Origin of the sequence: Peribacillus sp. NPDC096447 (genome assembly GCF_044762725.1) — a bacterium.
In the GTDB taxonomy this organism is placed as follows: Bacteria; Bacillota; Bacilli; order Bacillales; family DSM-1321; genus Peribacillus.
Genome location: NZ_JBIWEV010000004.1, coordinates 490,137 through 513,152, shown reverse-complemented (window position 1 = coordinate 513,152; position 23,016 = coordinate 490,137). Strand labels below are relative to the sequence as shown.

Here is a 23,016-nt window from a genome sequence, read left to right as displayed (position 1 = left end):
CAATTCCCCCTATCGATCACTGATGGACAGTTTCTTTTCGAATAAATTGACGATAATGGTCAGGAAAGCCACTAGAATCAAGTAGTAGACCGCAACAATCAATAAATAAGTCATTTCATCGAAGTTATTCGAGCCTAACGTAGTGGCTACATTAAACAGCTCATTCATGGATATGAAGGCTGCCAGTGATGAATCCTTCAGTCCGATGATGAATTGGTTGCCAAGCGGCGGCAATGCGCGGCGGAAGGCTTGAGGCAAGATGATTCTCCTTAAGGTGAGCGAATTGCTCATGCCAAGGGAGCGTCCGGCCTCCATTTGGCCTTTGTCGATGGATTGAATCGTACCACGTAAAATCTCAGAGATATAAGCTCCATTATGGAAGGCCAGGGCAAGTGACGCCGCCCAGAAGTCCGGCAGTAAGAAGAGATTGCTGATACCGAAATAGAGTATGAATATCTGTACGATTAAAGGTGTTCCACGTACCAGGAATACATATGTATCTGAAATCCATGCAAGAATTTTTATATTGGATATTTTTAAAAGTGCAAATAGCAACCCGATGACGATACCTACCAATATGGAGACTACCGTCAGTTCCAATGTGAGGAGCATGGCTCGGATGAATACGTCCGAGGAGCTAAATAATGTATCAAAAAAATGTGAAAAACTTGGCAATGTAATGACTCCCTTTCTATCAATCTTTATTCTGGCTTAGTTGTGATGTCCTCACCAAAGTATTTTTTGCTGATTTCCGCAAGAGTTCCATCTTCCCGGAGGTTTTCAAGTGCTTCGTTGATGCGTGCAAGCAGCTGAGGGTTGTCGTTAGGCAGTACGATGGCCTGCTCGCTTCGTTCGATCAATTGCCTTCCTTCGATGTCGAAACCTTCCTTGGTCGCTTCCTTGCCGGTTACGAAGTCGGTGATGACGGCATCATGCCGTCCTCCGCTCAATGCTTTCAGGGCGGTGATATCACTGTCATAGGTTTTTACATTGGTTGTATATTTTTCTGCTGTGGTTGCGTACGTAGAGCCTTTAGAAGCCGCAACTTCCTTACCCTTTAAATCTTCAACCGTTTTAATATCACTATCCGAACGGACGAAAATTTGAGGACCTGAGTAGTAATAAGGGGTCGAGAAGGCAACATGTTTACTTCGTTGTTCATTGATTGTATGACTCGCGACCGCGGCATCTGCCCGACCGGTTTTAACACCTTCCACGATACCTTTGAACTTTATCCGTTTAGGCACTGGTTCTAGGTCGAGTTCCTTTGCAATTGCATCGCCGACTTCAATATCGAACCCGGTTACGGTCATGTCATCATTGACATAACTGAATGGCTTGAATTCGCCTGAGGCAGCGAAAACAAACTGGTCCTCATTGATCAGCTTACTCCCATCCTCCAGCTGGTCCTTTTCAGCACAGCCGGACAGGAGACCAAGAACAGCCAGAATGGATACAATGAATGTAACTGATGATTTCATGATAATTTCATTTCCCCCTTTGAAAAAAACTAATAGAATGGTCTATACCCTTATGAGGCTTTGAATAACCTTATTAACTAGGGAAAATAAAACTGAAATAAAAAAGGTAGTCCAGATCATACCGACATTTCATTCAAGAATCCCCCTTCACTATGCATTTCATAAAGGTTCTCGGCCTTTGCCTTCATTTCCTTTAAATTCACCAGTTATTTATTGGAAGAATGATAGTGCCTATTAATAGAGGATGAGAACTATTGTCTAAAATCATTCCAAACGTAACATAAGAAATGATTTTTAGAGTTTCAATATATAAATAATTTATTTCATTATTTGAATTTTCTTAATTTTAAGAAACAGGAGAGAGGTGCTTATATATAGGATATGACGGAGCAAATTCTTGTAAGCAAAAATTTTAAATGTGTTGTATAAGTACGTGATTTATTACTACTGTATAATCTGTTATGGAATAAAATTGGAATGTTCAGATGGTGTGTCCGCCAACAAACTCCCGTATTTATTGACTGACTTTAATTTTGCCCATGAATTGAAGTATAATATAGCAAAATAGAAGAAGGGCAGTTGGGAAAATGGTTAGCAACTTTGTGCAAGAACAGTTACAGGAATTTCGCGAAAGAAATCAAGATAGGGGACGTTTGATTATAAAATGTCCGGACCAGCCAGGAATTGTTTCGACAGTTACTGCCTTTCTTAAAGAGTATGATGCAAATATTGTTGAATTGAGTCAGTATTCGATGAATCCTGAGGGCGGTACCTTTTTCACCAGGATCGAGTTCGATTGTCCAGGATTGAATGACAAGGCAGCGGATATGCAACTGGCATTCCAGGAGGTTTCGACAGCATTCTCGATGCAATGGACATTTAACCATGTCAGTGATCTGAAGAGGACGGCAATCTTCGTTTCGAAGGAACCGCATTGCCTTCTGGAATTGCTATGGGAGTGGCAAAGCGGGGATTTATTGGCTGATATTGCGCTAGTCATCAGCAACCATGAAGATACCAGGGAAATTGTCGAATCGATGGGCATCCCGTTTTATTACATTCCTGCAAATAAGGATATACGTAAGGAAGTGGAGACTAAACAGCTTGGACTTCTGGAAGAATTCAAGGTGGACCTTATTGTATTGGCCAGGTATATGCAGATATTGACGCCGGACTTCGTAGCGGCCCATCCAAACAGAATCATCAATATCCATCATTCATTTTTACCTGCCTTCATTGGAGCCCGGCCATATGAACGAGCTTATGACAGAGGTGTTAAGCTGATAGGGGCGACTTCCCATTATGTGACGAATGATTTGGATGAAGGTCCAATCATCGAGCAGGATATTGAACGTGTGGACCATCGTGATTCTGCCGGGGATATGAAGAAAATCGGTCGTTCAGCTGAACGCAGGGTGCTGGCACGTGCCGTTAAATGGCATTTGGAGGACCGCGTTCTTGTTCATGAAAATAAAACGGTAGTCTTTTAAAGTGAAAATCCCCCCTTTGGGTTGCCAAGGGGGGATTTTAGGATGGAATTTAGTGAGTGCTAGTACGTGTACTCCACCCTTACTGAGGCAGTGATGTTCAATTCACCAGGCTGAATCGGGGTAGTCGCCATTTTTGAAAATGTACTTGTTTGGTAATGCATTGGGGTTGCCGTTTCAGATAGCTCTTCAACCTGATTAGGGACTGGGTTCAATGAAATTCCCAGTGTTCGAGCCATGGAGAGTGCTTTTTCGTATGCATTTTTTAAGGCGAGAGAAAGTGCCTGATTATAGTATGCATCTGGATTGGATAAAGAGAAGCGGATGCTGGTGATTGAATTGGCGCCGCTTCTGACGGCCGTGTCGATTATGCTGCCTATTTTCTCGATGTCGGACGTTTGGGCTTGTATGATGTGCTGGACTTTGTAGTTCTTGAACAATTCCTTTCCGTCAATATAATCATATTGTGGATCGATTCTGTAATCACTCGTTTTCAATTGCTCTTCGGGAATGCCTGTGGATTTAAGTGATGCGATGACATTTGCGATTGCTTGGGAATTGGCTTGCTGTGCCTTTTGCGGATCCTTATCCTCTGTTATGACTCCAAGGGTGATCGTGGCTTGATCCGGAGCAGCAGATAGCGTCTCTGAGCCGGAAACTTTCAATGTATGTTCATCATTGCGGTAATAATCCCTTTCGGGGGCATTGTATTCTTGATTCATTTTGACACCAGCCTTTTTAAAGAGATAATCTCACCCCTATTGTACGAATTATGAACGGGAAACATGATTGAAATATCCCCATCGTCATTATTTCGGTCAAATGATCATAAAAAAACACTCGGCCAAGACCGAGTGCGCATTACTTATGAATGACTTGAACCCTGCCAACCTGCCCATCAGTCAATCTTACTTTAATTCCATGAGGGTGAGTGCTGGAGTTGGTTAAAATATCCTTTACAGTGCCGCTTGTCAGTTTTCCGGTGCGTTGATCTGCTTTAAGTACAATGTCCACAGAGGTACCTGGGGTAATATCTTTCCGGTTTTTACCGTTCATGTTCAATTCAATCCTTTTCAGAGTTATTTGCAACCATTCAATCATGCAGTAACTTCAGTATAAGGAAAACGGCGGGGCTAGTCGAATATTAGATAAAATCAAAAATTGACCATCAGCGTATTTTTTTCAATGGTTCGACAGCAGGGCCATTTAACACTTCACCAGCGATGGAGTAGCGGGAGCCATGGCATGGGCAATCCCAAGTACGGTCGCCGCTATTCCAGGCAACTTCACAACCCATGTGTGTACATGTGGAATCAACGATATGAAGCTGGCCATCATGGTCACGGTAACACCCAGCTTTGTCACCATTCACCTTCACGATTGCTCCTTCATCAATACCTAAGTCTTCCGGCGTTTTATGAGTGACCGCCAATTTGCCTTTGATCAAATGCTTCGCTACATCAGCATTATCTTGGACTATATTCTTCATGCCTTTTAAACGGGCAGGATCATACAATTCCGCATACCGGTTTTCTCTTTGCAAAACCCGGTCAGTTAAGATCTTGGCCGCAATCGACCCATTCGTCATTCCCCATTTCGCATAGCCGGTAGCTATCAGGATGTTTGGATGATTGGATGTCACTGGTCCGACGAAGGGGATCTTATCCGGTGTCACAATATCCTGTGCCGACCAGCGGTAGGGAATTTCCTTCACATCGAAATATTGGGAACTAAAGTCCTTCAGTGCTTCATAATGCTCGATCATCGGGATTCCCTGGCCTGTTTTATGACCATCCCCGCTGACTAGTATAAGTTTTTCCCCATTGTCCAATTCCGTATAGCGAAGGGAGCGGGTAGGGCTGTCTGCACTGTAATACATCCCGCCGGGATATTCCTGTTCAGTCTTGATACCGAGTACATAGGACCTATCTACATGAACACGGGCAAAGTATAAGCCCATTTCATCATTAAAAGGGAAGTGGGAGGCAACGATGACCTGATTGCTTTTGATTGTATGTCCAGTATCGGTCAGGACGGTCGCTGGATCGCCATCTTCAATCTTCATTGCCGTTGTCCGTTCATAAATGGTGCCTCCGCTTTCGAGAATTGTCGAAATGAGGGCAGTTAAGTATTTCAACGGATGAAATTGTGCTTGATCTTTCATTATCACAGCAGCCTTACAAGGAATGGAGAAAGGGATATTCTCTGCATAATCCCCGCGAATGCCGAGTTTTTGATAGGCTTTCAGCTCATTTTGGATTTTGCTTTTATATTCCTCAGTATTTGCGTACACATAGGCATCCTGTGCAGTCAAATTACATTCGATGGAATGCTCTTCTACCAAGTCTTTAATTAGCTTCATTCCATCTGAATTGGCTTCATAATAAAGTTTGGCCTTTTCTTCGCCATGGTCAGTGATCAACTGATCGTATATCAAGCCATGCTGGGCCGTGATTTTTGCTGTAGTGTGTCCTGTCGTCCCATTAAGGATTACGCCAGCATCAATCAGAGTGACCTTAACTCCTTGTTTAGCTAGTAGATAAGCAGAAGTGATTCCAGTAATTCCGCCGCCCACTATTAAGACATCCGTGGTTATGTCTGTATCTAGTTTAGAAAAAGAAGGGAAAGTTAACTCACTGCGCCAATACGGTTCCGGAAATCGGGGAAGGTCTGTATTTTTTTCAGTCATTTGAATACCTCCATACAGTTCATTAGTAAATTGTCCATTTATTACCATACCCAAATCCGCTGTTTATACGCTTATTTTTGTAAGAAGAAAGAGTAAAAAAATACATTATTTGGTTTGTTTACAAAAATGTACACATGTAAACAAAAATAGATGTAACGTACACAAATAAGTGTACATGTTTACAAACACGTACACATGGCTATATATAAGGTGTTTACATATTTGTTCCTGTTGTAAACAATTCGAAAATTAGCTACTATTAATGAAGCATTGACTATCGTGGAAACTTTTTCAGCTTCCAGAATCGTGGAGAGTAGAGCCGTTAAATATTTTAAAGGGGTGAAACTGTGCTTGGATCATGGAAGATTTACAAGGAATGGAGAAAGGGGTTTCTTCTGCATAATCCCCGCGAATGGTTAGTTTCGATAGGCTTTTAGTTCTTTTGGAATTTTACTTTTATATTCCTCAGAATTTGCGTGAATATAGGTATCCATTGCAGTCAAATTACATTCAATGGAATGTTCTTCTACCAAGTCTTTGATAAGCCCATTCTTCTGCATTGGCTACATAATATAGTTTGGCTTTCTCTTCACCATGTTTTAGTGAACAAACAAATTGTAAATCAGGCCATGCTGTGGTTTGTCCTGTTAATCCATTAAGGATTTCGCTAGCTTCTATCAGTGTAACTTAATACCTTGTTTAGCTGAGTAATCCCTGTAATTCCGCCGCCTACTATTAAGTAAGATATCAGAGTTTATATCTGTTTCTAGTTTAGAAAAAGATGGGAAAGTTAACGAACTGCGCCAATAGGGTTCCGGAAACCGGGGAAGGTCTGTATTTTTTCAGTCATTTGAATACCTCCATACAGTTCATTAGTAAATTGCCCATTTATTACCATACCCAATCCGCTATTTATACGCTTGTTTTTGTAAGAAGAAAGAGTAAGAAAATAATACATTATTTGGTTTGTTTACAAAAATGTATACATGTAAACAAAAATAGATGTAATGTACACAAATAAGTATACATGTTTACAAATGCGTACACATGGCTATATATAAGGTGTATACATACTTGTTCCTATTGTAAACAATTTGAAAACAATTCGACAAATATAGCTACAACTTATGAAGGATTGACTATCGAGGCAACCTTTTCTATCCTTAAAGGGAAAGCTTCACTTAAAATTTTTTTCTATAAAAAAGGGGATGTTTTTAGATGAGTTCTAGAATCGCAGCAGTAGACGTAGGAAATGATGCTATCAAGGCTATTTTTGGAAAGCTAGAGTCTGAACTATATATACCAAATGTCATTGCAAAAGACATAGAGGACCGTCCGGTCATTGGGATTGAGGAACTTGATGAAAAAAACCCATTGGAAGGGATTCATATCAGGGTCCATTCACCAGCCCTTCAAGATAATAATGCGATTTATCGCGTTGGGAACTTGGCGACAAAAAGTGATAATCCTACCGAATTGGATTTAGGAAGCAGTAAATCGGAAGAAGATCAAACATTAGTCATGCTTTTTGCTGCTCTTGCATTAGACGCTGCCAAGTTGGGGGACAACGATACATTCAAAAAAGTGAATAACGTTGTGGAAGCCAATTATACGCTTGGAACAGGCTTGCCTCTTCGTGAGGTTAAAGAAGGAAAAGACGTCGGGTACCGCTCGAAATTACTTGGTTCAGTCCACCAGGTGGAATTTTTAATTACCCCTAAATACCAAGGCATGAAGGTTAATATCAAATTCGATGAAGTGAAAGTCTATCCAGAGGGATTTGCTGCATACATAAATTTGGTCATGGATAAAGATTTGAATATCATTAACCGTGAATTGATCGATAGAAGGATCCTCATCCAGGATATCGGTGGATTATCGACGGATATCGCTGTCATTAAAAATCGTAAAGTTGACGATGACAAGGCACAAGGATTCAATTTGGGAGTAGCTGAAGCCCTTGAATCGATTCGTGAAGAAATCAGGAAGAAGCATGGTGTCGAGCTGGATAGCAGGCGCGACGTCGTTGAAATCATCACGAAGAAAAACGATCGCAATCATATTATGGTTCGCGGAAGCCGGACAAGCGTCCATGATATCGTCGACCGCATTTTAGGTGAACTGGCCAAAAAGCAATATCGTCACCTGCGCAACGTATGGCAAAAAAATTCCCAAACGGAAATCTGCTATTTTGTAGGCGGGGGATCGATTGTCCTGAAAGATTACTTGAAAACATTGAATCAAAATTTCGATGGCTACAATATAGACTTTTTCGAAGATGAACGGGAAAGCGTTTGGATGATGGCAAACGCCTATTATAAATTGATTTCGGACTTTAATCGCCGCCGGAATGCAAAGGAACAGAATCAGTCACAGCAAAAGAAGAAAGAACAAAGAACGGGCTCCATTAAATAGGTGAGAGAATGAAAAAAACAGCTTCTTCTGAAATTAAAAGAGGACAAGCCATCACTTTTCGTATCCCTTCGGATGTATCAGACTATACGTTAAGACAGCTGCAGAAATTGAAGGAAACGGAAAGAAGGAATTTTTCCAGTAAAATTGCCGAGTATGTTCTCGATGGAGTCGGGCAATCCTCCCATCAGGATCGGGAAATGATTGCCCTGCCCATGCCGAACAAACTAAGCAAATCTCAGCGTGATTGGCTCAAGCATTCCCACTCAGAAGCTATGCTTGGAACGATTATGTACCACCTTTTATCCGATCCTTTACGCGCTACGGCCCTGCTTGCCTCTTTGAACAATAATGAACTGAATGAGGAACTGTATGTGCAGGCCGAGCCTGAAGAAAAGGAAGCAGAAGTTCATGAAGACCTGCCTAAGAAGGACCTGGATGACTTTGATTGGAGTTTGGATGAACACGAACAACAAGTGGAAGAATCCGAACCGGAAGAGGAAAATCTCGACGATCTTCTGGGTGATTTTCTTGATCAAATGAACCAATAAACTTTTGGAGGATATTTGACGATAAGTTGGATGTCCTCCTTTTTTTTGCGGGGGTTAATGACACAAACCCCTTTGGACTGGACATCAGCCTTTTCCCGTAAACAATCGGGGAAAGGCTTTTTTTCGTGACGGATGCACATTCCTGCTTTTGAATAAACACACATCAACCGGCCATTCACTTTTCAATAGTGTGGGCTGTTTCTCACAATCACAATCCGGTTACCGCTTTATTCCATACAAATTAGCTGTAAGTTTAAGCGACTGTTCCAAAATTAACACATGTTATGTTGATTTTGAGAAATGCACATTTCACTTCCTATGTAACATTAGATGTGCACCCCCTCCTTTCCAGGTCGAATATGGTGTCCTGGTTTCTGCCCTGGAATATGCATCCGTTCCCGATAATTGCACGGCAGTTGGAGTGCCAAGTGTGATTAAAGGTAAGCAGAAAGAAAACGTTATAAAATAATTGCACGTAAACAAATAAAGGAGTGTTCAATTAGCCTAATTGAACACTCCTTTTGATTATCCCATGGTGCCCTTCATGAGATGATCAAGCCAGGAAAATCAGTTGATAAAGAAATAGAGCAGCAAACATGTACACGAACGGATGCACTTCACGGAATTTGCCTCTTGCCATTTTTAAAATGGGGTAGGCGATGAATCCGAGTGCTATCCCGTTGGCAATGCTTGATGTTAAAGGCATGGCGACAATGACCAAAAAGGCTGGGAATGATTCATCAAAGTGTGTCCAGTCAATTTCATTAATGCTCTTAATCATCATACTTCCCACGATGATCAAGCTAGGTGCCGTGATTGCCGCTACATTTGAAACAGCTCCTATCAGCGGACTGAAGAAGGCGGTTATTAAGAATAGGATGGCCACTACCAAAGCGGTTAAACCTGTCTTGCCCCCGGCTCCAACACCAGCTGATGATTCAACCGAGGCAGCGGTCGGGCTTGTACCGAACATGGCGCCGACAGTAGTGCCGACGGAATCTGCAAAGAAGGCACTGCCGGATTTTTCAAGCTTATTCTCCTTCAGCAATCCAGCTTGACGGACAATGCCCAATAAAGCACCGGTCGTATCGAATAGCATTACAAGCAAAATGGAGAAGACGACGCCATAAAGCCCATAGTTAATGACATCGGCGATAGATGTGATTGGATTGGCGACTATTATTCCTTCAGGTAAGGAAGGGGTGGAAACCAGGCCGTTAATTTCCAATTGGCCTGTAAAAAAAGCGATTATGGCTGTCACGATCATTCCGATGAATATCGCTCCCTGTACATTACGAACGATCAGCACGATCGTTATGACCAGACCAACCAATGTAAGTGCCACACTTGGATCCCTGAAGCTTCCAAGGGTAACCAGGTTGGATTCATGCTGTGTTACGACACCTGACAAACGAAGTCCGATGAAGGTAATGAAAAGCCCGATTCCGGCACTGATTGCATGCTTCAAGTTATTTGGTATGGCCTCGATCAATTTTGAGCGGAAAGAGGTTAGGGATAAAAGGATAAAGATGATGCCCGTAACAAAGACTGCAGAGAAAGCAACTGTGTATGAGATATCATGGGTTCCCAATACCGAGTATGCAAAATAAGCATTCAATCCCATTGCCGGTGCTATGACAATTGGGTAATTGGCTAAAAGGGCCATGCATAGGGTACCGACTATTATTGCGATTATGGTTGCTGTGAATGCCTGGTCGAATGGAACACCGGCATCAGAAAGGATCATTGGGTTTACAACGATGATATAAGCCAGTGTTAAAAAGGTTGTAAGCCCCGCAAGTACTTCCGTCTTAATATTTGAATTCCGTTCTTTTAATTTAAACATGCGGTCACTCCTTTTTTTCTATACAAAAAATCCTTGCAAAAATATACAAGGAGGAGATGCTTACCCTTTTTCAAGTAAGTAGCTCTATGATAATAAATCTTATAAATTATATTAGAAAAATAACTAAAGTACAATAGCATGAAAAATTTTAAGGTACAGGTTTTCTCGAAAATAGATAATGATATACTAACAAATAGTTTAGACTAAGGATAATGACATGAAGTGAACGAAGCTGTTACCATTAAAGTGGATTTATCAGTCAATTAAATGAAGAAATTCAGAAAGTAGGCCCATACATGACAGAATTCATCGACCTTGGCGTCAGCCCGGCGATTAATAAGATATTAAAGCAAATAGGAATATCCGCCCCTACCCCGATTCAGGAGAAATCGATACCAGATATCCTTGCTGGAAGGGATGTCATCGCGAAGGCGCAGACGGGAACGGGGAAGACTTTGGCATTTTTGCTGCCAATCTTGGAAAAAGTCGATCTCGCCGCATCCCACATACAATCATTGATCGTCACGCCAACCAGGGAATTGGCTTTGCAAATCACTGCAGAATTGAAAAAATTCGCTGATGAAATCGAAGGACTTCAAGTGCTTGCAGTTTATGGCGGACAGGATGTCGAGCAGCAAATGAAAAAGCTGACAAGAAACATCTCCGTGGTGGTCGCCACGCCAGGCAGGTTATTAGATCATTTACGAAGAGGCACCATCGATCTCTCACAAACTGGAACACTTGTGCTTGATGAAGCTGATCAAATGCTTCATATTGGGTTTTTACCAGAAGTGGAAGAGATCATGGGACAGCTTCCAGAGGAGCGCCAAACGCTGCTCTTTTCAGCGACGATGCCTGAACAGGTCCATCAATTGGCAAAACGCTACATGACTAAGCCATTAACTGCCGCTGTGAAGGCTGAGCAAGTAACGGTCGAGAAAATCAGGCAGCTTGTCATCGAGACGACCGATCGTGCCAAACAGTCTTCATTAATCAACATGATCAAAGAAGAACAGCCATACCTTGCGATCATATTTTGCCGTACAAAACGGCGTGTTTCGGTTTTGAATGATGCCCTGAAGGCAGCTGGATTCAATTCTGAAGAGCTTCATGGTGACCTTTCACAGGCAAAGCGGGAACGTGTGATGAAAAACTTCAGAGACGCAAAGCTTCAATATTTAGTGGCAACGGACGTTGCTGCACGGGGGCTCGATGTAGAAGGCGTGACCCATGTGTTTAATTATGATGTTCCCGAGGATGCAGAAAGTTACATCCACCGAATTGGCCGGACTGGCCGAGCGGGTGAGAATGGCTTGGCTGTAACCTTCATAGCAACGAAGGATCTTCAGCTTTTAAGCGATATTGAAAAAGGGATATCCATGAAAATCGAAAGAAGGACGATTGAAGGAGTGAAAATGTTCCAACCCGATGAGGTGAGGCAAAAAAGGAAGCGTCATGATGACTCTTCCGATGAGGGTACCCGCCGCCCGCGTTCGGGAGGGGGAAGGAAACATCGGGAACGGATAGATACGAGAGGGCCGAATCGAGGCAGTCACCGTTCTGTAAATCAAGCGGACAATCGTGAAGTCGAGAGGGAGAAACCACGTGGAGGCCGGATGGAAAACAGCCGCGGACCTAAACGTGACGAATCACGGGGAGGTCGCTCGGAAAACGGCCGCGGACCAAGGCGAGAGAATCCGCGGGGTGGCCGCTCGGAAGAAAGCCGTGGGCCAAAGCGTGACAATCCGCGAGGAGATCAAAGAGACAGCCGTAGATCCCCTAGTACACAAGGGGCAAGTAATCGCAGGGGTGGATCTGGAAGCTTTTCTAATAGAGGGAGAAACCGGTAAAAGGGGGAGACGGGAGTGGAAAAGCCTTGGTTGGCAGAATATCCAGTTTCGCTGGAGCTTGCAGGGAAATTGATCAAACTGCAGTTTCCGGAAATTGAGTTGAAAGAGATCAAGCAACTTGGGGAGGGTTTCGATAACACGGTGATACAAATCAATGGGCAATTTGTATTCCGTTTCCCCCGCCGCCCTATTGCAGTTACGTTGATTCAGGTGGAAAATCAGCTTTTGCCATCCATTGCAGGCACCTTTCCGCTAGCTATCCCTGAACCGATCTTTTTTGGGAAACCAAGTACCCTGTATCCTTATCCTTTTACCGGTTATAAAATGGTAAAAGGACACTTGCCTGTAGAAGAATCAGAGGCAAATAAGGTCGAATCGGCAAAAAGGTTTGCCCGTTTTTTGAAGGTTCTTCACAGTTTCCCTGCGGAAAGGGCTATGCGTTTGGGGGTGCAGCCTGATGGGATGATGAGGCTTGATGTATCCTATCGAAGGAAATCACTTATGGAAAATGTCTCAAATCTATTAAAGCTAGGATACTTTGAACAGGCAAAGGCGGTTAAGGATTTTGTTGAAGCCTTAGGCGAATTGGATGTTCAGCATCCGATTTCACTCGTTCACGGAGACATTCATATCCGGAATGTTTTACTTGATGACGAAGGCGTTCTCGCAGGTATCATTGATTGGGGAGATGTTCATATCGGGAATCCAGCCATTGATTTCTCCTTTTTATACAGTTATTTCCCAAAAGAGGCGCGCAGGGCTTTTTTCGAAATCTATGGTGAAATCGAAAAGGAAACAGAGAGCTTAGCCCGGTTCAGAGCCATATATATGCTTGTTACATTACTCGTTTATGGCATAGACCGCCACGATGAAGAGCTGATTGCCATTACGAGTACCGGTTTGAAATTTGCTATAGAAGAATAATCGTCATGCTCTTTTGATGTTTAGGAGGTACATATGAAGGCAAGTTATTATCATACAATCACCTTAATGGCGAACATGTTGGATCAAGCTACTATTCCATACCAATATACAGGTCGATCTGCTCTGTTCGTACAAGGAGTGGATATCGATGAATATAAGAAAATCGACCTGGATGTACAATGGGATGTCTTTAATGAGGCTTTGGATCTTTTTTCCGAATACTCCCCAACAAAGCCTGAAAGAAGTCCTGAGACTGCATTCTTTCTAATGGATGTCGATGGGGTTTCTGTCACTGTTCGCTGCCGGTTTAACACGACCATTAAAACGGATCCTTATCGTTTGTCCATAAAGATGGGGAATATGGAGGTTTGGTGCAGGTCGTTATACAGTTATTTATACGAAGAAGAAATGAGAAAGTACAGTGCCGAGATCCATGCTTACTTATCAGCCGAGCAGAAGGGGTTCACAGCGGAAAATGAACAGGCGTGGAACCAGAATAATTATTTGGCGCTTGTCAATCGTTATGGAGATCCCGTGGAATTGGCATCAAAAATCAAGCAAAACCCAAAATGGAGACTGCACCCTTTTTATAAGTATATGGGAGATATATCCGGTAAAAAAATCACTCATTTGATGGGATCGAACGGTGTCAAAGCAGTTGCCCTTGCCATGTTGGGAGCCGAAGTGAAAGTTGTTGATTTTTCCCAGGAAAACGCAATGTTTGCAAATGAGCTGGCAAGTGGTGCCAATGCCTCCATCGAGTATATCGTTTCGGATGTCCTTTCCCTATCATCCGAGCATGTATCAGGGAATCAGGATTTGGTTTTAATGGAGCTCGGTGTGCTTCACTACTTAATAGATCTGCAGCCGTTATTTGAAAAAATTAAAATGATGCTGAAACCTGGAGGCCAATTCGTACTGCATGAATTTCACCCGATTTCAACAAAGCTCATTACTTCAAATGGTAAAAAACACAAAGTCACAGGCAACTATTTCGCTCCGGCAATCGAAAACAATGAGGTCGCTTTTTCGAAGCATATGCCTGATGAGGAAAAAGGGAGCCTTTCAAGAGTTGTACAGCGTAAATGGACAATCGGGGAACTTATAACGTCAATAGGTCAATCAGGGCTGGTTATTAAAGTACTCGAGGAAGAACCGAATCATAAAATCCATGATATTGGGCTTCCGAAAACATATACCTTGGTGGCGGAACGAGTTTAAGCCGCAGGTTAAGGAAATGTGGCTGGCCGAAGGAGCCTTCCACTTTTCATTTTAAAATGGAGCGACAAATAAATAGAACACAAAAGAACCAGTATAATTTTCAATACTGGTTTTCTGCATTTAAATAAGTTTTTGTTCTCTTTTATTTCATTGCTGATAGTTGCCTTTAGGGGCTTTAGCCCACATGGTTTCCAAAATGTTGGGATTCCTTTAAATGTTTCAATTCTTCAAAAAGCAATTCTGCAGCTTTAGGAGTCAGAATGATTGAACCATCTCCCAGGATAAGATTTTGACTTGATACCTCTCCTGTTAATAAACATTCATTTTGCGATTCATGTTTTTTTAGGATGATATGTTCGTCATCTATAAACACTTCAAGTGGGTTACTTATCTCCAAATCCAGCATCTTTCTTATTTCACTAGGTATGCAAAGTCTACCTAATGGATCTAGTCTCCGTACAATTCCAGTGGACTTCATATCATGCTCCTCTCTGGCTGGAACCAAGGTTACGGAATATTTCTTCCAGAGATGGTTCATTGACCTCAAGCCGATAGATATCCACTTTTGTATTGGAAAAGGCTCGATTAATGACAGGAATGCTTGATTCTTCAGCTACTACTAAAGATGTATTTTCTGTTCCCCACTCAATATCTTTTCCAATTTTCTCGAAAATTTGTTGTAACCCGGCTTTATGCTCAATAGGAATCTTCCCGTGTTTCACCTTAACTGTTAATTGAGATTGATACTTATGTCTTAATTGTTCCATGCTTCCCTGAGCTTGAATAATCCCTTTATCCATTATTGCAATTTCATCACAAAGCTTTTCAACCTCATTTAGGTTATGAGATGTTAAAAATATTGTTTTCCCCTCTGCAGCTACATTTTTAATCAAGGAATGGATATTTAGAACCGCGTTTGCATCTACACCAGAAGTTGGTTCATCGAGAAAGATTAAGTCCGGATCATTAATGAGCGCCTGGGCGACACCTAATTTTTTCTTCATCCCGAAAGAATACTTCTTGGTTTTCGTTTTAATTGCATCTCCAAGTTCAACACGTTCTAATAACGCAATTAAATCTGCCTTTGAACGTTTCACACCTAATACATTTCCTAAAAACTTTAAATGTTCAATACCGGTCAGGTCGTCGTAGAAAGTGGAGTAATCAGGAAGGACGCCTATTCTTCGCTTGATTTTATCTTCCGTAATCTCACTTGAGCCGAGAATTTTAAAATCGCCGGAGGTAGGTGTGGTTATGCCCGTTACCATATTAATAAAGGTTGACTTTCCAGCTCCATTTTTCCCTAAGAAGCCGAATATATGACCCTGGGTAACATTTAAATCAACCTTATTGACAACGGTATGATCTCCATACTTTTTAGTTATTTGATTTGTTTCAAAAGCATACATTAGAAATCCCTCTTTCTAAGAATTATTATGCTTGATAAAAGAAAGACCAGTGACAAGATTGGGATGAAATAAACATAAAAGGACTGTTCCTGCCCAACATAAAAGTAAGGGGTCAAGTAACTGAATATCTTCAGGATGATTATTTCTTTTGAAACCATACCCCAAATCCCCAAAACTGGAAGCGTAATCGATAGAATGATACCTAAAAATATACTTAATCCAGGTTTATTAATTAAGGTTGAGATAAATAGGAACAGGGCAACAAAGTAGGTAATAAAAATAACTGATTCAATCAATTCTGCAAAATAGAATGTTTTTGCAAAAGGAATCAACATGATTAAAGAAAGTAGAATACATACAAACCAGAAGAGTGAAACCCCTAAAAATTTTCCGATAACAATTTTATCCCTCGACAATTTTGTTACTAAAAAACGCATGGTTCGAGAATGGGTCTCTCGATTTATTACATCATGAGATAAGCTCGTAACAAAAATGGGACCTGCGAGCAACAGGAGAATATAAAGACCGCCCATATAAGCATTATCAAGACCTACATCCTGTAACTCAGAGCTCCATTTACTAAGTAGCTTTGCAGACCCTAATGTAACTCCAAGCATAAAAATAATAATAATAATTGAGCGAATACTCTTGAAAAGACTCTTGAATTCTCGTAAACATATCGTTGTCATCGTGACAGCTCCTTTCATCGCTTATTATAAGAGCGCAAGATTAACATTTGCATAAAGGTACATTAACGGAACCTTAAAATTGTTAATTTTGGATAATTAAAGCATGTCATTCATGATATATTTTTAATCAGGGGTGATAAATGTGCATGCATCAAGAATATTAATCGTGGATGATGAAGTGACGTTGGTTAAGATGGTCAAAGTGTTATTGAAAAAAGAGGGCTTTACAAATGTCGATGCTGCATATGTTGGGAGAGATGCACTCGACTTAGTTGAACAAACTGACTATGATTTAATTTTGCTGGATGTCATGCTTCCGGATATGGAAGGGTTTGATATCTGTTCCATCATTAGAAGAAGGTCGGATGTTCCGGTTTTTTTCCTCACTGCCAGAGGTTCAGACTTTGATAAAGTATCAGGATTTGCATATGGGGCAGATGATTATATAACGAAGCCGTTTAACCCATTAGAACTAGTTGCTCGAATAAAAGCTCAATTGAAAAGAAATAAAAAGAACCTGAGTTTGTCACAAGTAAATGATAGATTTGATAACGGCGTTTTATTCATTAAATACAATGAGGCTGTTGTAAAAGTAAATGGAAAAGAAATAAACTTGTCGGCACAGCTTTATCAGCTTCTGACTTTCTTCGCCAAGTCTCCCAATCAGATTTTTTCAAAACAACAGCTTTATGATAGGGTGTGGGGGGCAGACTCCTACGGAGATGAAAATACGGTTATTGTACATATGCGAAAACTAAGGGAAAAAATCGAACAAGATCCAAGTAATCCCAAGCTTTTAATTACAGTTCGCGGCATTGGGTATAAATTTGTGAGCAAATCGGTCAAATGAGTGTTACACAGCATCTGATAATTAAATTTATTGTTCAAATTGTCATGGCATTGAGTTTCTTAATTTTCTTTTCAGTAATTGGCCTTCTCATTCTAGCATTTTCCATTGTTGAACAAGATGCAAAGGAGGATTTTTCTAAAACTCCAGGTGATTTTCTGCAGCAATCCATAAAGCTAAATGACGGGCAAGTAAGCGTAAAGGAGAATATCAAGGAAAGCATCCTTAAACAGGATGGATGGCTCCAGATCATTGATGATAAAGGTGAAGTTCAGTTTTCTCTGAACACACCTAAGGGCCTTCCATCAGTCTATTCAAAACAACAAATAATTGAAATGACATCAAACCAATCGAATGAAAGGACGTTTTGGTCCCTTGATATAAAAAATCAGTCATACATTGCTGTTTTCGGTTCGAAGCGAACTTTGGTTGAAATCATCAGATTGGTTGGAGAACAGATGGGAAAATCAGGCGAAAAACAGTTGGTGACTGAACGAATCAAAAAAGTGTTATCCAAGGAAAAGGCTAATCTTTACATTTATGATGATCAGAGTGAGTTAATGAGAAAGTATGTAACGAATGAAAATCTAGCAGAACCTTCCTTATTTCAGATAGTTGATTTTCAAGATAGCTACTGGGAAAAAACAGAGAACATCGCCACTTACTATAATAAGGAGTCAGACACATCTTATGTCGTAATAGCTCCCAATAAAAACTATGAAGAACACATGTTTAGTTCAATTAATATTAATCAAACAGTACTAAGAGGGCTGGTTATCACCCTCATTGTCATGCTGCTTATTCTATTTATCATTTCTTGGTGGTATGCTCAGAAGTTTGGAAAGCCGATTATCCATATCATTCACTGGCTTCAATCGTTAGCCAAAGGTGTCTATGAGGAACCAATGGGGAAACGTAAGGGTTTGGCATACAGCCTGAAAACGAACGGAAATCTTAAATCGTCTTTTAAACCTTTTAAAGAGGTCATAAATTCGTTGAAAAAGCTGACAAATATGCTTAAAGAAAGTGAATTGCAGCAGAAAAAAATACAACAAACGAGAGAAGAATGGATTTCGGGACTTTCACATGATTTGAAAACTCCTCTAAGCACTATCTACGGATATGCAGTGATGCTGAATTCCTCTGATTATAATTGGACAGAGGATGAAGTTCGTGACTTTTATTTATCGATTGAACAGAATGCGTCCTATATGTCGGATCTCATAGAAGACATTAACTTAACCTATCGCATAAAAAATAATGCGCTTCCGATGTATAGAGAAGAGGTTGATATTAATGACTTTACTAAGGAAGTTGTAAATCAATTTTTTAGAACGAATGTTGAAAAACATCACTTTTATACCGTCGACGTTGAAGAGGACCCCATTTTCTATACAATTGATAAGAAGTATTTCAAGAGAATTATTGTGAACCTGTTAAGTAATGCAGCAAAATACAATATTGAAGGAACCTCAATTGGGGTGATCGTAAGACAAGGGAAAGATTGTTTCAGCATCCATGTTCAGGACAATGGAATAGGCATGGACGAATATACGAAGCAAAATTTATTTAATCGGTATTATCGTGGCACATCTGTATCAGAAGATACTGATGGAACAGGGCTAGGACTTGCTATAACAAAACAACTTGTCGAATACCATAATGGAACGATCGAAGTCGAATCTGAAGAAAATAAGGGTACAAAGATTACGCTCATCTTCCTGAAATAGGACACCACCAAATGTTGCTGTTACTTGGTATCCAAGTAGGAACAGACCTTATGTAAAATGTTTTTTTAGAAGCTTGTAGAGAGAAATGACAATTTTTCTCTACAGGCTAATAGAAAAGAAACGTCATAGAAGGAGTATTTCTTTTAATGGAGAATTTTATTTTGAAATGCTTTCACAACAATGCCGACTCGTGTATGCACTTCAAGTTTCTTGGAAATATTACTAATATAGTACTCTACCATCCTCTGCGAATAGTTTAATTCTAGTGCAATTTGTTTATTTGGCACCTCACTGGCAATAAGCTGAATAATACGACTTTCTACACTATTAAACCCCACTTTTTCATTTTTCACGATAACACTCCTCCATTAATTATTAAACAAATACTACCAGAGTTATTAGTTGATTTGGTCATAAAGGTCCAAGTGGGTCTTAACGATGTTTATTTTATCCCAATTAACAAAAAAAATGCCCTAATTTGAAATATTTGCATAAATTATCCTAAAAATAGATGTAAAATTACTCCTTTTATGGTATTTTTGTAAAGTTGAGGAGGAAGTTTGTCGTGTTATTGTCGATATTCGGTGGGTTTTTGGAAACGTTAGTCATTATCCTTGTGGGGTATCGATTAATTGGAATTTCTTTAAAAGATAAAATGATCCCGATATGCATCGTAAGTTTTTATGGAAGTATTATTCTGTTAATGGTAAAAGAAACATTGCCTTCGATAACTTACCTTTTAGTAACGATTTTAGCGATTGGGTTTCTACTGACTTTTGTCACAAACCTGAATAGTTTTGCATCAATTATAGCTGTGTTGCTTGGATGTCTTTTATTGTTAATCTCAGAGGTTATCGGATTCACGCTCTTTAAAGAATTCCCATATATACATTCTTTGAGTGCTTTACCTTTAGTAAGGGCCATTCCGCACCTTGTGATAATGGTAATATTTTATGTAATCTTGAGAAAAGCAAATTATTATATTCCCATACCAGTCAAGAAAAAACAAAATAAAAACGATACTATTTTATCTGTTTTAGTATTCTTATTTGGCCTTCTTTTTTTGTTTTACATTTTCGTTTTTGAATTCAAACAGTTAAAGTTTTTAAGCATAACATCAGCTATAGTATTAGTTTTAATTACAATTTCTTTATTGTATATAATTCGTTATCATATGGTAAAAAAAATTGAGGATCTGGCTGTTTCCTTAGATGGTCAATATGAAGAAGACATTACTAAACATATCACGACAATGCGTTCGCAGCGACACGACTTTATTCATCATATATTAGCGCTGAAACAAATGCTGAACAGTGGAAAATACAATGACTCAGTAGACTATATTAACTCAGTGCTAGAAGAAATATCCTACGTAAGCGATGTATTACCCATAGCTTCAGAAGCTGTTGGGGGGTTATTACTTTCCTACAAAGAGAAGGGTGCCAAAAAAGGCATCAACATGTATTACTACATTGCAGATGATTTATCTGCCTTTCCTTGTAAGGTTTATGAAACAAATAAGATATTCGGAAATTTAATCCTTAATGCTATTGAAGCTGTCGATCAATTAGAAGAGGAAAAGAGATATATCAACATGAAAATCCAAAGAAACGATATCCATTATATTTTAGAAGTAAGCAACTTTATAGAGGATGGAACTTTAGAACATATTGGTAGTATCTTCGATCAAGGCTTTACGACTAAAACTAATGCATGCAACACTGGTCAGGGTTTGGCCATTGTTGAAAGTCTTGTCATGCAGTACGGAGGACATATATACCCAGAAGTCATAGATGACATGATTACGTTCATTGTAAAAATACCGCATGGAGGGCAATATGTTTAAGCATTTCTTACCGAACCTTTTGGCAACGAACATCTCAAACCTGGTTGTCTCTGAGAATCCGCAACTCATAAAAAGTAAAGATAAAATTCGCTATGGACTTGAATGGATGATATCGGGGATGAATCAAATCATTTTGGTCAGTTTACTTGTTTGGCCATTAGGAATCTTACCTGAAACCATGATGGGCTTGCTTTCAGGGGCTCTCCTTCGAATGTTTTCAGGAGGTGCCCATTTCAAAGGGTATTATTCATGTCTTATTCTTAGCACGTTGCAAATTATTTTTCTGACATTAGTTTGCGTACAATATACAGACGTTCTTTCATCCTATAAGATTCTATTTATCTTATTTTTACTTATAAGTTTTTTGATTACTGTTCAAAAAGCACCTATATTACATAAAAAAAAGCACCTTTTCACACAAAAAAGTATTTTAAAACAGAAAATGAAGGCTGTGACCACATTCATTCTATGCACGGGATTGAGCGTTTTTCTACCTCAAACCATAATGTATTGTGTGTGGTCTGCTCTAATTTTCCAAGGACTATCCTTAACGGATTTTTTGGGGAAAAGCGTCTTAATTTTAGATGCTTTTATATATAAAATTACCTTAAAGGGGTTACATTGATTATGTTGAAATTTCTAACTTTTGCTATTGGAATGATATCGTTATTTTTTAATTCCATCACCTCGATGAGTAGTTGCTTCTGGTTTTCCTACGAACCAGAGCTACCAGATGAAGAAAACTAGGAGTCATGATGGGATTTATACGTCTTGCTGTTATTGATGATCAGGAACCAATCCTTAACGAGATTAAGGGGTTTGTAACTAAATTCCCAAATGTGAATTTGATATTAAGTACAACTGATGTGAGTGAATTGTTTAATTCTATCGATCAGGGGCTGACCATTGACGTAATATTATTAGATATTAATATGCCTGTGTCCAATGGATTTGACATTGCCCATTATCTGAAAGAAAATCATCCCCAAATCAAGATTATTTTCATGAGTGCCCATCAAGACTTCGCTTTGCAGGGTTACAAATATTACCCAGAAGATTTTTTAACTAAGCCAATTAATATTGTAAGACTAAAGCAGACGCTTGACCGCCTTAGTTATACGCATAAAAAGATAAGAAGAATTGGCGTAAAGGCGAATGGGAAAATCTCTTTAATCGATACAGCCAACATTCTCTATATAGAGAAAAAGGGGAGAAAAACATTTATCCACCTAAAAGATGCAGAGACTGTGGAATGCTCGGAAGGCTTAAATAAGTTAGAAGACATTCTTAATCAGTGTAATTTTTATCGAACGCATCAATCCTATTTGGTGTCGATTGACCAAATCGAATACATAGAATCGGACAATTATATGAAATCATATAATGTGAAATTACATCACTGCAATCACAAGATTAACTTAAGCCGGCACAAATTTACGGCATTAAAAAATCTCATCGAACGACATTTCTAGTTTTTTATTAAGTGCCAAAGAAGGGATGCCCTTTCTTTGGCATTTTACGTATCTTTAATTCATCTTCAATAACATAAGATATATTTGTACCTAAATAACCAGTACTGCCAAGAACTGCAGTAATAGCGGGTGCTGTAGGGGAATTTGAGATGATTGGCCAAGTAACAAGTCAAACTTTTGCCGACATGTTCCACGCCAAAGAAGCTCTGCAGAGTTTTAATTATCCCAAACAAGATAATGGATGTGGACTCTACCAAAATTACTATGCATATATACCAAGTAACTGGTATTCAGCTTGTTAAAAGAAGGTGTTAATTTGAAAAAAACGGTCAAGTAATAATTTGGGCTAGTATTGCGGTAATTCTATTGATCATATGGATAGTGATGAAATGGAAAAGGGTTCTTATCTAATTTTAGATAAGAACCCTTTACCTTACCTATTTGGCATCTGTCACCTGTACCGGACCAAAGGGAGGATAAGGAGTTTGATAAACTCGTCTCCAAAGGCAACATCTAATTTAACTACCTGTAGACCCTAGTAAGGGGAATTGGTGTGTTCTCC

At 39.9% G+C, this 23,016-nt stretch carries 22 protein-coding genes; 12 read left to right on the top strand and 10 right to left on the bottom strand.

Translation table 11 applies throughout. The annotated features are described in order from the left end of the window. Window positions 1–9: 9 nt before the first annotated feature. Window positions 10–675 (bottom strand): amino acid ABC transporter permease, encoded by a 666-nt coding sequence (locus ACIQZD_RS16855; protein ID WP_048685680.1) that lies wholly within the window; start codon window positions 673–675, stop codon window positions 10–12. 26 nt (window positions 676–701) lie between these two features. Then, window positions 702–1,481 carry a transporter substrate-binding domain-containing protein gene (locus tag ACIQZD_RS16850; protein ID WP_127777595.1) on the bottom strand — a complete coding sequence of 260 codons (780 nt, stop codon included), beginning with the start codon at window positions 1,479–1,481 and terminating at the stop codon, window positions 702–704. Between the two features lie 587 nt (window positions 1,482–2,068). On the opposite strand from ACIQZD_RS16850, the gene purU reads away from it, so the two are divergent. After that, complete coding sequence (purU, locus tag ACIQZD_RS16845; RefSeq protein ID WP_402835568.1) at window positions 2,069–2,971, top strand: formyltetrahydrofolate deformylase; 903 nt, start codon at window positions 2,069–2,071, stop codon at window positions 2,969–2,971. Between the two features lie 59 nt (window positions 2,972–3,030). On the opposite strand, the gene ACIQZD_RS16840 is transcribed toward purU, so the two are convergent. From ACIQZD_RS16840 to ACIQZD_RS16830, 3 genes are all read right to left on the bottom strand, one after another. Next, entirely contained in the window at window positions 3,031–3,690 is a 660-nt protein-coding gene (locus ACIQZD_RS16840) for an SIMPL domain-containing protein (protein WP_402904697.1), read from the bottom strand. A 139-nt stretch (window positions 3,691–3,829) separates the two neighbouring features. Beyond that, entirely contained in the window at window positions 3,830–4,024 is a 195-nt protein-coding gene (locus ACIQZD_RS16835) for a YwbE family protein (protein ID WP_402904695.1), read from the bottom strand. Between the two features lie 112 nt (window positions 4,025–4,136). Continuing rightward, the gene (locus tag ACIQZD_RS16830; protein ID WP_402904693.1) at window positions 4,137–5,657 is read right to left on the bottom strand and encodes an FAD-dependent oxidoreductase; all 1,521 of its coding nucleotides are present in this window, start codon (window positions 5,655–5,657) and stop codon (window positions 4,137–4,139) included. A gap of 1,218 nt (window positions 5,658–6,875) precedes the next feature. On the opposite strand from ACIQZD_RS16830, the gene ACIQZD_RS16825 reads away from it, so the two are divergent. After that, entirely contained in the window at window positions 6,876–8,072 is a 1,197-nt protein-coding gene (locus ACIQZD_RS16825; protein WP_057278235.1) for a ParM/StbA family protein, read from the top strand. A gap of 8 nt (window positions 8,073–8,080) precedes the next feature. Further along, window positions 8,081–8,620, top strand: a complete 540-nt coding sequence (locus ACIQZD_RS16820) for a hypothetical protein (RefSeq protein WP_402904691.1) — start codon at window positions 8,081–8,083, stop codon at window positions 8,618–8,620. Window positions 8,621–9,173: 553 nt separating this feature from the next. Here ACIQZD_RS16820 and ACIQZD_RS16815 read toward each other — a convergent pair. Further along, on the bottom strand, window positions 9,174–10,466 hold the full coding sequence (locus tag ACIQZD_RS16815; protein ID WP_101223911.1) for an NCS2 family permease: 1,293 nt from the start codon (window positions 10,464–10,466) through the stop codon (window positions 9,174–9,176). Between the two features lie 296 nt (window positions 10,467–10,762). Between ACIQZD_RS16815 and ACIQZD_RS16810 the strand changes: the two genes are divergently transcribed. Genes ACIQZD_RS16810 through ACIQZD_RS16800 form a run of 3 tightly spaced genes read left to right on the top strand, consistent with a single transcriptional unit; the run spans window position 10,763 to window position 14,461 of the window. Next, entirely contained in the window at window positions 10,763–12,316 is a 1,554-nt protein-coding gene (locus ACIQZD_RS16810) for a DEAD/DEAH box helicase (RefSeq protein WP_402904688.1), read from the top strand. A 15-nt stretch (window positions 12,317–12,331) separates the two neighbouring features. Further along, window positions 12,332–13,240, top strand: a complete 909-nt coding sequence (locus ACIQZD_RS16805) for a phosphotransferase (RefSeq protein WP_402904686.1) — start codon at window positions 12,332–12,334, stop codon at window positions 13,238–13,240. Between the two features lie 33 nt (window positions 13,241–13,273). Beyond that, complete coding sequence (locus tag ACIQZD_RS16800) at window positions 13,274–14,461, top strand: class I SAM-dependent methyltransferase (RefSeq protein ID WP_402904684.1); 1,188 nt, start codon at window positions 13,274–13,276, stop codon at window positions 14,459–14,461. 175 nt (window positions 14,462–14,636) lie between these two features. On the opposite strand, the gene ACIQZD_RS16795 is transcribed toward ACIQZD_RS16800, so the two are convergent. From ACIQZD_RS16795 to ACIQZD_RS16785, 3 genes are read right to left on the bottom strand one after another with little or no spacing between them, the layout of a single operon-like run. Beyond that, the gene (locus tag ACIQZD_RS16795; RefSeq protein ID WP_402904682.1) at window positions 14,637–14,939 is read right to left on the bottom strand and encodes an AbrB/MazE/SpoVT family DNA-binding domain-containing protein; all 303 of its coding nucleotides are present in this window, start codon (window positions 14,937–14,939) and stop codon (window positions 14,637–14,639) included. 1 nt (window position 14,940) lies between these two features. Beyond that, on the bottom strand, window positions 14,941–15,870 hold the full coding sequence (locus tag ACIQZD_RS16790; RefSeq protein ID WP_402904680.1) for an ABC transporter ATP-binding protein: 930 nt from the start codon (window positions 15,868–15,870) through the stop codon (window positions 14,941–14,943). Then, entirely contained in the window at window positions 15,870–16,559 is a 690-nt protein-coding gene (locus tag ACIQZD_RS16785) for an ABC transporter permease (protein WP_402904678.1), read from the bottom strand. The genes ACIQZD_RS16790 and ACIQZD_RS16785 overlap by 1 nt, the downstream gene beginning before the upstream one ends. Window positions 16,560–16,701: 142 nt before the next feature. Between ACIQZD_RS16785 and ACIQZD_RS16780 the strand changes: the two genes are divergently transcribed. Continuing rightward, window positions 16,702–17,409, top strand: coding sequence for a response regulator transcription factor (locus tag ACIQZD_RS16780; RefSeq protein ID WP_402904676.1), 708 nt, complete (start codon window positions 16,702–16,704; stop codon window positions 17,407–17,409). Then, entirely contained in the window at window positions 17,406–19,136 is a 1,731-nt protein-coding gene (locus ACIQZD_RS16775; RefSeq protein ID WP_402904674.1) for a sensor histidine kinase, read from the top strand. Before ACIQZD_RS16780 ends, ACIQZD_RS16775 begins: the two co-directional genes overlap by 4 nt. A gap of 143 nt (window positions 19,137–19,279) precedes the next feature. Here the strand turns inward: ACIQZD_RS16775 and ACIQZD_RS16770 are convergent, their stop codons facing one another. Continuing rightward, window positions 19,280–19,489, bottom strand: coding sequence for a response regulator transcription factor (locus tag ACIQZD_RS16770; protein ID WP_402904672.1), 210 nt, complete (start codon window positions 19,487–19,489; stop codon window positions 19,280–19,282). 212 nt (window positions 19,490–19,701) lie between these two features. Between ACIQZD_RS16770 and ACIQZD_RS16765 the strand changes: the two genes are divergently transcribed. The 4 genes from ACIQZD_RS16765 (at window position 19,702) to ACIQZD_RS16750 (ending at window position 22,756) form a co-directional block, all read left to right on the top strand. Then, window positions 19,702–20,982 carry a sensor histidine kinase gene (locus ACIQZD_RS16765; RefSeq protein WP_402904670.1) on the top strand — a complete coding sequence of 427 codons (1,281 nt, stop codon included), beginning with the start codon at window positions 19,702–19,704 and terminating at the stop codon, window positions 20,980–20,982. Continuing rightward, on the top strand, window positions 20,963–21,607 hold the full coding sequence (locus ACIQZD_RS16760; RefSeq protein ID WP_402904668.1) for an accessory gene regulator ArgB-like protein: 645 nt from the start codon (window positions 20,963–20,965) through the stop codon (window positions 21,605–21,607). The genes ACIQZD_RS16765 and ACIQZD_RS16760 overlap by 20 nt, the downstream gene beginning before the upstream one ends. Before the next feature lie 130 nt (window positions 21,608–21,737). Further along, window positions 21,738–22,454, top strand: coding sequence for a LytR/AlgR family response regulator transcription factor (locus tag ACIQZD_RS16755; protein ID WP_289327117.1), 717 nt, complete (start codon window positions 21,738–21,740; stop codon window positions 22,452–22,454). Between the two features lie 149 nt (window positions 22,455–22,603). Continuing rightward, a complete protein-coding gene (locus tag ACIQZD_RS16750; protein ID WP_402904665.1) occupies window positions 22,604–22,756 on the top strand; it encodes a hypothetical protein in 153 nt (50 codons plus the stop codon). Window positions 22,757–23,016 lie beyond the last annotated feature (260 nt).

What these genes read in the sequence shown, in the direction of transcription:
- ACIQZD_RS16795 (WP_402904682.1), bottom strand. Translation starts at nt 14,939, where the DNA reads ATGAAGTCCACTGGAATTGTACGGAGACTAGATCCATTAGGTAGACTT.
- ACIQZD_RS16850 (WP_127777595.1), bottom strand. Translation starts at nt 1,481, where the DNA reads ATGAAATCATCAGTTACATTCATTGTATCCATTCTGGCTGTTCTTGGT.
- ACIQZD_RS16775 (WP_402904674.1), top strand. Translation starts at nt 17,406, where the DNA reads ATGAGTGTTACACAGCATCTGATAATTAAATTTATTGTTCAAATTGTC.
- ACIQZD_RS16790 (WP_402904680.1), bottom strand. Translation starts at nt 15,870, where the DNA reads ATGTATGCTTTTGAAACAAATCAAATAACTAAAAAGTATGGAGATCAT.
- purU (WP_402835568.1), top strand. Translation starts at nt 2,069, where the DNA reads ATGGTTAGCAACTTTGTGCAAGAACAGTTACAGGAATTTCGCGAAAGA.
- ACIQZD_RS16750 (WP_402904665.1), top strand. Translation starts at nt 22,604, where the DNA reads ATGATTGGCCAAGTAACAAGTCAAACTTTTGCCGACATGTTCCACGCC.
- ACIQZD_RS16825 (WP_057278235.1), top strand. Translation starts at nt 6,876, where the DNA reads ATGAGTTCTAGAATCGCAGCAGTAGACGTAGGAAATGATGCTATCAAG.
- ACIQZD_RS16830 (WP_402904693.1), bottom strand. Translation starts at nt 5,657, where the DNA reads ATGACTGAAAAAAATACAGACCTTCCCCGATTTCCGGAACCGTATTGG.
- ACIQZD_RS16815 (WP_101223911.1), bottom strand. Translation starts at nt 10,466, where the DNA reads ATGTTTAAATTAAAAGAACGGAATTCAAATATTAAGACGGAAGTACTT.
- ACIQZD_RS16810 (WP_402904688.1), top strand. Translation starts at nt 10,763, where the DNA reads ATGACAGAATTCATCGACCTTGGCGTCAGCCCGGCGATTAATAAGATA.
- ACIQZD_RS16760 (WP_402904668.1), top strand. Translation starts at nt 20,963, where the DNA reads ATGGAGGGCAATATGTTTAAGCATTTCTTACCGAACCTTTTGGCAACG.
- ACIQZD_RS16785 (WP_402904678.1), bottom strand. Translation starts at nt 16,559, where the DNA reads ATGACAACGATATGTTTACGAGAATTCAAGAGTCTTTTCAAGAGTATT.
- ACIQZD_RS16800 (WP_402904684.1), top strand. Translation starts at nt 13,274, where the DNA reads ATGAAGGCAAGTTATTATCATACAATCACCTTAATGGCGAACATGTTG.
- ACIQZD_RS16840 (WP_402904697.1), bottom strand. Translation starts at nt 3,690, where the DNA reads ATGAATCAAGAATACAATGCCCCCGAAAGGGATTATTACCGCAATGAT.
- ACIQZD_RS16820 (WP_402904691.1), top strand. Translation starts at nt 8,081, where the DNA reads ATGAAAAAAACAGCTTCTTCTGAAATTAAAAGAGGACAAGCCATCACT.
- ACIQZD_RS16755 (WP_289327117.1), top strand. Translation starts at nt 21,738, where the DNA reads ATGGGATTTATACGTCTTGCTGTTATTGATGATCAGGAACCAATCCTT.
- ACIQZD_RS16835 (WP_402904695.1), bottom strand. Translation starts at nt 4,024, where the DNA reads ATGAACGGTAAAAACCGGAAAGATATTACCCCAGGTACCTCTGTGGAC.